Here is a 9808-nt window from a genome sequence, read left to right as displayed (position 1 = left end):
CCCCCTGTTGACTCTTAAGACTATACAGAAGTGTGCGTCATAAGGCAAGCCTTAAGAGTCAATGGGGGGTGGCCGGGGCCGGGGTGCGGGCGGGCAGGGGGACGGGGTTGGCCATCGGATCGTCGAGCTGGGCGTACCAGTCGTCGTCGTCGGCGAAGACCGTGCCGCACCCGGCGGTGCAGGCGTACTGGCCGGGCTTGAGGAGCTTCTGGGCCTCGTACAGGGGCGGGTTGCGGTAGCCGACGGCGGAGCCGTGGTTGCAGTACCCCAGGTCGCGCACGGCGTGCCAGGCGTCGGCCTCGGCGTTCATCTGCGCCATCTCCAGGTCGGCGTCCAGGCGCCCGGCGCGGATCGCTTCGAGCTCGTCGCCGCTGTTCTCGTCCTTGTACATCAGGCCCCCAGGTAGTGGTCGTTCCCTCGCCGTTTTGACTCTTAAGACTATACAGATTATCGAAAGGAGATGCAAGCCTTAAGAGTCAATAATCGGCCGGGGGCTTGCCTCCGGTGCCGCGCCGCCGTGGGGGCGGAACGGCGGACGCGCACCCGCCCGCTCGCGCGGGGCCCGGCCCCGCCCCGCTGCGGCCCGCCGGAGGCCGGGCGTTCCCGCCGCCGTCCGGCCGGACGGGGGGCCGGGGCGCGCTCCGGCTGTCTGCCCGGAGGGGCGGGGCCCTGCGCGGGCAGGGAAGGGAGCGGTCCACCTTCCCGGGGCGGGTGCCGGGCCAGCGGCACGCCCCGCCCTGTACCGGCTCCTGCGGAACCGCGCTCCCGGGCGGCGCCCGGCCCCGTGGCGTGCGAAAGCGTGACTCGCCAGCCGCATGACTCTTAAAGCTTGCACTTCACTCCCCCTGACTGTATAGTCTTAAGAGTCAATAGGGACGGATTTCAGGGAGTGCCGACATGAACCGCAGCCTCACCCGCAACATCATCAGCGCGGCACGCCGGACCCCGGACAGCACCGAGCCCTTCACCCACCTCGTCGAGGTGGAACACCTCTTCCCCGCCACGGCGTTCGCGGATGCCCCGGCCCGCTGGACCCCGGGTGAGGGCTTCACCGAGGTGGCGGGCGGTGCGTGGCTGCGGGTGAACGCGGATGGCACCCGTACGGCCGTCGTGACCGGGGTCGGCCCCAAGGAACTTCCGGCGGCCGACGACGGCACCTGGACCGGGGAAGAGGTCTGGACGGTCACCTCCGCCGACCCCGGCGTCTTCACCTGGCTCGGCGACAAGCCCCACCGCATCACCCGGGCGCTGGGCCGCGAGGACGCCGAGATCGTCCGCGAGCCGTACGAGGGGCACCCCGCCGAGGCGGGTGAGACCTACTGGTACTCCTTCGGCCTGAAGCACGGGTTCACCCCGGTGCAGCGCGCGGACGGCCGCTACTCCCTGACCCTGGCGTGCGCGCCCAACGCCTCTTGGTGGAACGGCCCCTGGCGCCTGGTGTCCGCGAGCGGCCGGATCTTGAAGGCGCACGGCGGCCGCGCCGTGGTCCGCACCGTCACCGGCGCCCATTTGTCGGCCACGCCCGCCACGGTGGACCGGATGCGGCTGCTCTCCCTGATCTGACCCGCACGGGGCCCGGGGCCCGGCACCCTGCCGGACCCCCGCCGCCGCACCCCGGGGCGCCGGCCGGTGGTGTCCCACCGGGCCGTGCGGGCACGCGCCGTACGCGGTCCCCGGGGAAGGGGCTGCGCACGGCCCGGCCGCCGGCCGGGCGAGGCGACGAGCGCGGGCCCTGCCCGATCCGGCCGCCGGCCGGTGACGGGAACCCCGCGCCCCCGCCGGCCTCTCCGTACCGGGGAAGGGCCGGGCGTGAGCCCCGGACCCGTGCCGGGTGTGCCGGAGGTCCGGCGAGTGCCGCGGTCGCGGTGAGCGGACCGAACGGACAACTGGAGCGGGACGGGTCCGCCCCCGCCTCGCCGCCGCCCCTGCGGGCGCGCGTCCCTTGCCGCGCGGGACCTGTACCCCGGCCGGGGCTGGCCACCCGTCCCCGGCACCACGCACCCTGATCACCTGTCAGCACCCGACAACGGCATCAAGACGCCGCCGGGCCAAGCGGAATCAGCCACCCCCTCCGACCGGCCCCGCCCCGTCGCCGGGCACCGCCCGGAAGCTGCCGGTCCTCCGCACACCCGGCGGCCCCGGGCGGCACTGCTGCGCCCGCCTTCTGGCCGGCCGCCGCTGCCCGGCACCGTCCGCATTCCGTCCGGCGTGCACCGGGTGAACGACCGTTGCCGCGCTCCCGGCCGGGCCCGGGGCGCGGTGTCAGAGGCCGGCCGTACGGTGCGTGTGTGAGCGACCGAAGCGACCTGGCGCCGGATACGGCGGTTCCTGAGGGCCGCCGGCGGTTCCTCGTGATCCACCGTGCGGCGGACGACGTCGCGGGCACGTGGGAGCCCGGCGGCGCCGTCGCCCTGGACGACGGCCGCCGTGCCGGGTGTATCCACGCCCTGGTCGGGGCCTTGGGCGGGGAGCGGCTCGCGCGCGTGGTGTGGGAGCGCGACGAGCCGCCGGCGCGGTGCTGCGCCCAGGCCGGCCACCGGGTGCCGTAGGCGCCCCCGCCTGTGGGGGCCTGTGCCGGCGCGCGCCCGGCGCCACCTGCGTACGGGAGGGGCTGTGGGCCCGGACGGACCCGTGGAGGGGCCGTTGTGCGTTCTGCTCCCTACGATCCGAACGGGCACGGAGGAGAGGGTGATGACCGCGCGGATGTTTCTGGCCGCTCTGACGGGCTGGGCGGGGAAGCACCGCCGCAGCGCCCCCGCCGGCGGACGCCGCGCCCGTCCCGTGCCGGCCGACCCGTTCTCCCGGGTGGTGCCCGCCGTCGGCCCCCGGGGCGAGCCGGCCCGGCCAGCTGCGCGCGCCGCATGGTGCCCGGGCGGTCCCGGTTCCGGTGGTGCCCGCCGCGCTGTGGCGGGAGCGCCGCGAGCCGGAGCGGGTGTACGCGCGGATGCCGGACGCCGAGCGGGCGCAGCTGCTCCGGCGGCGTCCCGGGTGCGAGCTGTGCCGGCGCAGGCCGTCGGCCGCCGTCGACCACGACGCGGCAACGGGTTTCGTGCGCGGCGTGTTGTGCAGGAGCTGCAACAGCTGGCTGGGGTCGATGGAGGCGGCGTTGCGCGTGCCCGGGCGGCGGATGCAGGTCCAGGCGGCGTACCTGCACTGGCGGTTCGAGGCCGACGGGACGGACGCTCTGGCCTGGTACCCGGGGGAGCTGGCCTATCTGGACATGACCGTCAAGCGGTTCGCGGACGGCCTGCGCAGGGTGCGCCGGCTGCTGCCGCTCCCGTACGTGTACTGGACCGCGTCCGGGCAGTCGGTTACTCGGAACAGCGAGTGGACGAAGACCGGCCCGCTTGCCGACGCGGAGGAGGCGGAGCGCCACCACTGCCGTCTCCGGTACGGTCCCGGGCCCCGGCAGGTGGTCCTGACCGCTTTCGAACCGGATGACGGGATGAACAGCCCGGTTCCGCGCGGCCTGGTCAAGACCTTCACCGGCGACGCCCGCTCGTGGTTCGGGGGCGGAGCCTGACGGCTCCGGGCGCGCTGCGGGGCCCGGCGCGCGCCGCCGTAGGCGGTCTGCGCGAAGGGGCGGGGGAGTTGCCGGTCAGGGGGCGGGGAGCGGGGCGACGCGTTCGATGTGGGCGAACTCCACGATGCCGGGAGCGTCGCGGTCGAAGCCGTGCTCGCCGGTGTGGTGGGTGATCTTGTAGGTGCCCCGGGGGACGTCGATGACGGTGTAGTCGCCGTGCATGCGCCTGTGGGGGTTTCCGCCCCTGGATTTCCAGTCCTCGAAGTCGGCGAGCATGTAAGCCCACAGGTCGGTGCAGATACTTGCCAGCCGGTCCGACTCCGGCAGAGCGGGGCCGTCGGTGTCCTCGTCGGAGTGCACGGAGGCGATGACGTAGCTGGTCGCCCCGGTGCTGTACAGGCCGGGGCAGGTGTTGCTGACGGGGCCGAAGGCGCAGCCGAGCGCGGCCATGGCCTTGATGACCTGCGCCTGCCCGAGGGTGGTGTTGTAGTCGGCGCCCGCGAAGAAGTCGGTGTCGTAGACGTCGCGCAGGTCGTCGCTGACGATCAGCTTCCCCGACGGCACGTCGAGCGTGACCTCGGTGGTGATGCCCATCGGGTAGGGGCACGGGTCCTGTACATGGAGCTCGCTGCCGCGCAGGACATAGGTTGGCCACTCGTCGCACACGGCGCAGGCCGGGTAGGCGCCGTGCACGGAGTCGGGGCGCTCCTCACCGGGCTCGGACTTGACCGTCATCTCGCTGCCCTCCTTGCGCAGGAGGCGGTGGCCGTTGGCGTTCAAGCGCATCGTGGTGATCATCGCGGGTGCTCCTCGGTCCGGGGCGGCTGTCGTTCAGAGAGGCGACAACAACACCATGTGACTCTTAAGACTATACGTTCATGAAGGCGAAAATGCAAGCCTTAAGAGTCAATATGGTGTGTCCGGTGCGCCCCGAACCGACCATGGACGGCACCATGCCCGCCTGGTCCCTGTTCGGCCGCGCCGGCCCCCGCCCCGCTGCGCCCCTCGGCCCCGGCCTCTGGCCGTGCCCGGCACCCCGCATACCGTGGGCGGCCGGGGGCAGCCGCCCGCCCCCCAGCTACATTGGGCGCCCGCAGCACCCCGCGACGCCCGGGAGGGACGGACGATGACGACGCAGCGCGATCTCTCCCACGACCGCGCGGCGGTGGGCGCCCTCGCGGTGTGCGGGATCCTCACCGGGGTCCTGGCCGCCACGTCGGGCGACCCGCTGCTCCGGCTGCTCGCCGTCGTGCTGCTCGCGGGTGCCGCCGCCGGGTGCTTCCGCGTCTTCCCCCGGCGCCCCTACGCCTACTGGCCGGCCTGGCTGGCGAGCGCCGCCGTCGCGGCCCTCCTCGCGCAGCCCCACACCGGGCTCTTCCGGGTGCTGCCGCTCTCGCTGGCCGCCGTGGAGGCCGCCGTCGGCCTGGTCCTCGCCGCCGCCTGGTACCGGCGCCGGGACGGGCGCGGCGACTGGCTGGTCTGGCTCCCCGACGAGGGGACCGTGCTGCGCCGGGAGTGGTCCCGCCGCGCCGCGATCCGGTGGGCCGAGGGCTACGGCGAGCGGTGCGAGATCAGCCGCGCCGGCGATTTTCCCGAGGTCGCCGGGCGGGCCGCGCTGTACCCCGATCCCGACCGGCCCCACCGCCGGGGATAACCCCCGGGCCGGGCCCCGCCGGGAACCCGGCCCCGGCCTCAGGCGGTGAGCCGGCGGCCGGCGCCCTTCCGCCGCCCTGTGAGCGCGCGGCCGGTTCCTTTGGTGCCGAACGGGCCGACGGCCCCGTCGGGCGGAGGTGCGTCCCGGCCCGGTGTCACCGTCCGCTCCCCGCGCCGGGCATACCGCGGTGTCAGGGTCTTCCCGTATGTCCTGCCGCGGCGGCCGGTTGCGGCGGGAGCCGGGTGAGGAAGTGGTCGGTGAGAGCCGAGGCGGCGGCGTGCACGAAGGATCGGCCGCCGTCGGCGTGTGCGGACCGGAGTACGCGGAGGGCGGTGTGCGCGTCGGGGCTCAGGCGGACGGTGATCAGGCCGGTCCGGGGAAGGGAGTTTCCGCGGGCCTGGAGGAAGTTCCGCGTGCACGCCCGTTGTTCCGTCGGGCGCCGGGGACCGGTGCGCAGGGCGGCGTCGATGTAGTGGCCAGGCGCGATGCGGTCTCGCTCTGCCCGGTCGGCGTCGGCCCGTGCGACGAGCCGTGCCAGCACCTCCGGGTCCAGCCGGAGGCTGAGCAGGGCCCAGGTGGGCGCGTGGGCCAGGGAGCCGGCGAGGCTGTCGTCGAGTGCGCGCAGCCGGGCCCAGGTGAGGGCACCGGCCCGCGGGGCACCACGCCCGTGCGCCGCGCGGTAGCGGGCGAGGAGTTGCTGGTAGGTGAGCCCCAGGGCGCGGGCGAGGCGCTGGAGCTGGCGGAAGTCGGTGGCCATGGCGTCTCCGGGCGGCGGCACCCCGGCGGCCTGCGGCCCAGGAGTCGGTGACCGGGCTATGGGCGGAGCACCAGATCCCGCTGGGCTTCTGCCGTGCTTCCGGGCCGGGGCCGGAGCCTGTTGGCAAGGACCCTGGTGAGCCCCGCAGTCTCGGCTGCTGGGGCTCACCGTAGGGCACGCCGCCGCCTCCTTTGGGGAGGCACGGCGGGCGGTTTCAGCGGATTGCCCATCCGCCCGGGCCCGGGAACGCCGCGTCCCACCGCGGCCCCGCGGCCGTCGTGCCGTACGGGTCCCGCGGCCGGGAGGCACCGGCGAGAACGGCCCTGCGGCGGCGGCCGCCCGGCGGTTTACCGGGCCGCGGTGTGGGCGGCGCGGCACCTGCTGCGCACGTACCCTGACGGGCCGGCCCACGGCACCCGGCACCCGGCACCCGGCCGCCGAGCCGGCGCGGCGGCCGTGGCGGTGCTCACCGCCGTCCACACCGCGGCCCGGGCCGGGCCGGGCCGGGCAGAGAGCCGGCTGCCCCCGGGAGCCGGCCGCGCGGGCCGGTACGCCCTGGACCGCGGTTCGGGATCCACCGCCGCCGCCCTCGCCGCGGCTGTGCCCAGCCCACCTCCCCAGCGCCGAGTGCCGCGCCCGCGCCGCCACCGTCACCGTCACCGGCGTCACCAGAAGGGTTCGCCCGGCCACGCTTTCAGGGCCCGGTCGCCGGTCTTGTGAGGGTCCGTACCGGCGGGTGCTGCGGCGGTCGGCAGCGCTCTTTTCTGGTGTTCTGTCTGGGGGAGTCCCCGGCGGTGTGCTGGGCGGGGGCCTGCTGTCCTGGTCGCCGGACTCCGGCCGACCAGGTCCGTGCCGCCGTCCTGAGCGTCGCGCGGTGCATCGTGAGGCCGGCCGCCGGCAGGGGGCGCGGATGTGACACGCGCGGGCTGCCGCATCGTGAGGGCCGGTGTACCGCCTGCCGGAGTGCGGGCCGGCCGTGGCCGGGCTGCTGACTCTGGGGCGACGCCGCTGAGTAGGCTGTCCTGTACCCGCTGTTCGACGGCGGACGGAGCCGATCCGGAGCCGGCCGGGGTGTCCGGCCGGTCACTGCCCGCGGGCCGCCCGGAGCAGCGCGGCGAGCACGCCGTCCGTGCCGCCTCGGGGGTCCGTGCTGCGAGCCGGCCCGGGGCCGGTGCGCTGTGCCTGTTCGTTGTCGCCCTGGTGCTCGTCGAGGAGGGCCTCGGCCTCGTGGGTCCAGCGCCGGAAGCGGGCTTCTTCCTCGTCGCGCAGCTGCTGGTCGTACCAGTCGAGTTCCTCTTCCTCCTCGGTGAGCCAGGGCCGGGCGGCTTCGTCACGCTGGCGTCGTTCCTCGGCGAGCTCGGCGTACGCGCACGGGTAGAAGGGCGCCGGCGGAGGGCCGTCGAGCACGCGCCGGTGTCCGGCCAGGAGCGCGGCGGTGGCCTCGTCACCGGCGGCGCAGGCGGCGGCGAACGCGGTCAGCTGCGCGGTGGTGGGCATCTGCCGGCCGGTGAGGAGCCGGTGGAGAGTGCTGGAGGAGAGTCCCGGCCCGGCCTGGCGGGCGAGGGCGGACAGGCTGGTGTCGGGCGCGGTCGCGCGCACGCGGCCCATGGCACGGACGAGTCCGGCCCGGGTGGTGAACCGGCCGGGGACGTGTGGGGCGGGCCGGCGCTGCGGCGGGTGAACGGCGCGGTCGGCCGCCACCCACAGCCGGCGGGCCGTCCCCTCGTCGGCTCCGGCGCCGCGGGCGAACGCCAGGGTGGTGCGCACGGTGGGCAGGCGGCCGTCGAGGGCCTGGCGCAGTGTGCAGGCGGACACCACGTACTCCTTCCCGCTCGCGCAGGCCCGGTCGGCGAGGTACTGGAACGTCGCGCGCTTCCCGGCGGCCCGGGCCGCCGGGAGGGCGGCGGCCTTCGCCCCGCGCAGCCAGCCGCGCAGGATGGCGAGCTCGGCCGGCTCACCGGCCGGCCGGGCACGGCCGGGAACGGGTGTCACGGCCGGCCGCCGGCGAGCGCGGCGAGCAGGCGCAGGAGGCGTCCGGGCAGGCGCAGGAGGCCGGAGGCCGCCGTGAGGACGGTCAGGAGAGCGGGGACGGGGCGTTCGAGGACGGCGAGGACCGTCACCGCGGTGATGGCGGAGATGACGATGGCGGCCTCGGCGGCACCGATGCGGCCGGCAGCCGGGGCCGGCACCCCGGCGGCGGGCTCGGCCGCCAGCGGGACGGGCGGGGGAGTGGACACAGCGGTGCCTCCGTACGGGAGTTGGGGTGCTCGGCCGGGCCGGGCCCGGAGTGTGAGCCGATGGTGACAGCGCGCGGGCCGCGGGCGCGAGTCGCCGCCCGCAGCCGCCGGAGCCGACGTCAGCTTCCGGACTCCTATGTCCACACAGGCCAGAAGGCAGAACCGAGAAGATGCCATCCCGCCGCTGCCCCGGCCCGCAGGCCCGCGAGGAGCAGGAACCAGGCTCCCTCGGGACGCCCCGCAGCGCCCCGATCCCTGCGCAGCACCGCCGGCCAGGCCCCGCCCGTCCTCCACACCGTCAGCACCGTGGTGTCCCCGCCGACCTGCGCATTCACCAGTCAACCCGGGCTTGTGGGCGAAGCCGCCGCTGCGCCGCCCGGCACCGGTTTTCAGCCGGAGAGGTGCCGCGTACGCCGGTGCGGCACCCGGCGGCGGGGCCCGGTTTCCGGTGGCGTCAGTTCAGCGCGGCTCGCTCCGGGCAGTGGTGAGGGAGCGCCGGATGGCGGCCCGCCAGATGTCGCCGGGGGTGGTGATGCTGGCGGCGTGCTGTTCGTAGAGAGCGAGTTCGGTGGCGTCGCGGACGGTGCCGGGGCTGCGGTCCCGCCACCGGCGGACTTCGGCGATGGCGCCTTTGGAGACGTCCCAGCAGCCGGCGCGGGTCTGGGCGGCGAGCCCGGCCGGCAGACGCAGGGTGAGGGACCCGGCGAAACACCGATCACGGCTTCCGGGCCAGCGCCCCTTCTCGGCGGGGGCCTCGGGCGGGAGCGGGGGCCAGTGGCGATCCCAGCCCCGGGCGCGGAGCTCGGCGCGAACCCCGAACGCGGCCAGGACGTCGAGCGTGTCGAGCAACTCCCCAGCCGTACGCAGCCGTTCGACCTCAGCCCGCCAGGCCGCCCGGACCCGGGCAGCCTCCTCCCTCGGGAGCCGGTAGGTGTACCAGCGATCATCGGCCGACAGCACCGCCCGCACCCGCTTGCCCTCCTCCACCCGCCGCCGCGCCTCGGCCGCCACCACCTCGTCGAGCCTCACCGTCACCGTCGTGACCCCAACCACGCGCCCCGCCTCCTTCACGCCCACGCGCCGTTCCATGCCGTACACCGTGCCGCCTCCGCCCGCCGCCTGTCCCGCGAACGCGCCACCCGCCGAAGGGGGCTGACGGCCCAGCAGGCCCCGCCGAGCATTTGTAGCTTGCAAACTTCAGCACCACTACAAAAAGTAATCACCCAGAAATCGAAAGAACAATAGCAAACGCAAATAGGACATGTAGTCGACCCGCCAGACACCGGAGCGCAGCGGAGGTGCCCACCCCCTCAGCCAAGACGGCCGCAGGCCGGCCACGAACAGAAACCCCCCGGCACCCACCAGCCCCCTCACCAGAGAGGCCACAGGCCCCGGCAACACCCCATCAAAACAACCCACTTACCCACTCAACCCGGCCAAGCACCCGAAGGGCGCGGTCGGCCCACCCCCAGCCCGCCGGGGGCGGAGCCCCCGAGCCCCGGGGCGCAGCCCCGGCACTCCCCGGCCAACGGCCGGGGCGCTCCGCGCGAAGCGCGGAGCACAGCAGTTCACTCCAGCGAAGGCCCGAAGGGCCGAGCCCTCCGGCCGAAGGCCGGAGGTTACCCGGCGTAGCCGGG

The 9808-nt window shown here is 75.3% G+C and carries 10 protein-coding genes; 4 read left to right on the top strand and 6 right to left on the bottom strand.

What is annotated here, in order from left to right; all coding sequences use genetic code 11:
- Window positions 1-58: 58 nt before the first annotated feature.
- Complete coding sequence (locus SYYSPA8_RS36965) at window positions 59-391, bottom strand: hypothetical protein (protein WP_323451867.1); 333 nt, start codon at window positions 389-391, stop codon at window positions 59-61.
- A gap of 506 nt (window positions 392-897) precedes the next feature.
- Here SYYSPA8_RS36965 and SYYSPA8_RS36960 point away from each other — a divergent pair.
- The 3 genes from SYYSPA8_RS36960 (at window position 898) to SYYSPA8_RS36950 (ending at window position 3523) form a co-directional block, all read left to right on the top strand.
- On the top strand, window positions 898-1563 hold the full coding sequence (locus SYYSPA8_RS36960; RefSeq protein ID WP_323451866.1) for a hypothetical protein: 666 nt from the start codon (window positions 898-900) through the stop codon (window positions 1561-1563).
- Between the two features lie 725 nt (window positions 1564-2288).
- Window positions 2289-2549: a hypothetical protein gene (locus tag SYYSPA8_RS36955; protein ID WP_323451865.1), complete on the top strand. Its 261-nt coding sequence runs from the start codon at window positions 2289-2291 to the stop codon at window positions 2547-2549.
- Window positions 2550-2890: 341 nt separating this feature from the next.
- Window positions 2891-3523, top strand: a complete 633-nt coding sequence (locus SYYSPA8_RS36950) for an endonuclease domain-containing protein (RefSeq protein ID WP_323451864.1) — start codon at window positions 2891-2893, stop codon at window positions 3521-3523.
- A gap of 75 nt (window positions 3524-3598) precedes the next feature.
- Here SYYSPA8_RS36950 and SYYSPA8_RS36945 read toward each other — a convergent pair whose 3' ends face one another.
- A complete protein-coding gene (locus SYYSPA8_RS36945; RefSeq protein ID WP_323451863.1) occupies window positions 3599-4321 on the bottom strand; it encodes a hypothetical protein in 723 nt (240 codons plus the stop codon).
- Window positions 4322-4649: 328 nt separating this feature from the next.
- On the opposite strand from SYYSPA8_RS36945, the gene SYYSPA8_RS36940 reads away from it, so the two are divergent.
- Window positions 4650-5177, top strand: a complete 528-nt coding sequence (locus tag SYYSPA8_RS36940) for a hypothetical protein (protein ID WP_323451862.1) — start codon at window positions 4650-4652, stop codon at window positions 5175-5177.
- A 190-nt stretch (window positions 5178-5367) separates the two neighbouring features.
- On the opposite strand, the gene SYYSPA8_RS36935 is transcribed toward SYYSPA8_RS36940, so the two are convergent.
- The 4 genes from SYYSPA8_RS36935 to SYYSPA8_RS36920 all read right to left on the bottom strand — a co-directional run bounded on the left by SYYSPA8_RS36935 (window position 5368) and on the right by SYYSPA8_RS36920 (window position 9224).
- The gene (locus SYYSPA8_RS36935) at window positions 5368-5934 is read right to left on the bottom strand and encodes a hypothetical protein (RefSeq protein WP_323451861.1); all 567 of its coding nucleotides are present in this window, start codon (window positions 5932-5934) and stop codon (window positions 5368-5370) included.
- Between the two features lie 1083 nt (window positions 5935-7017).
- Window positions 7018-7926, bottom strand: coding sequence for a helix-turn-helix domain-containing protein (locus tag SYYSPA8_RS36930; protein ID WP_323451860.1), 909 nt, complete (start codon window positions 7924-7926; stop codon window positions 7018-7020).
- On the bottom strand, window positions 7923-8171 hold the full coding sequence (locus SYYSPA8_RS36925; RefSeq protein WP_323451859.1) for a hypothetical protein: 249 nt from the start codon (window positions 8169-8171) through the stop codon (window positions 7923-7925). The genes SYYSPA8_RS36930 and SYYSPA8_RS36925 overlap by 4 nt, the downstream gene beginning before the upstream one ends.
- Window positions 8172-8630: 459 nt before the next feature.
- A complete protein-coding gene (locus tag SYYSPA8_RS36920) occupies window positions 8631-9224 on the bottom strand; it encodes a hypothetical protein (protein ID WP_323451858.1) in 594 nt (197 codons plus the stop codon).
- Window positions 9225-9808 lie beyond the last annotated feature (584 nt).

This window comes from Streptomyces yaizuensis, from assembly GCF_034961445.1.
GTDB lineage: Bacteria > Actinomycetota > Actinomycetes > Streptomycetales > Streptomycetaceae > Streptomyces > Streptomyces yaizuensis.
The sequence above is the reverse complement of the archived record's forward strand: the minus strand, read 5'-3'. Positions and strand labels throughout refer to the sequence as shown.

What these genes read in the sequence shown, in the direction of transcription:
- SYYSPA8_RS36960 (WP_323451866.1), top strand. Translation starts at nt 898, where the DNA reads ATGAACCGCAGCCTCACCCGCAACATCATCAGCGCGGCACGCCGGACC.
- SYYSPA8_RS36965 (WP_323451867.1), bottom strand. Translation starts at nt 391, where the DNA reads ATGTACAAGGACGAGAACAGCGGCGACGAGCTCGAAGCGATCCGCGCC.
- SYYSPA8_RS36945 (WP_323451863.1), bottom strand. Translation starts at nt 4,321, where the DNA reads ATGATCACCACGATGCGCTTGAACGCCAACGGCCACCGCCTCCTGCGC.
- SYYSPA8_RS36940 (WP_323451862.1), top strand. Translation starts at nt 4,650, where the DNA reads ATGACGACGCAGCGCGATCTCTCCCACGACCGCGCGGCGGTGGGCGCC.
- SYYSPA8_RS36935 (WP_323451861.1), bottom strand. Translation starts at nt 5,934, where the DNA reads ATGGCCACCGACTTCCGCCAGCTCCAGCGCCTCGCCCGCGCCCTGGGG.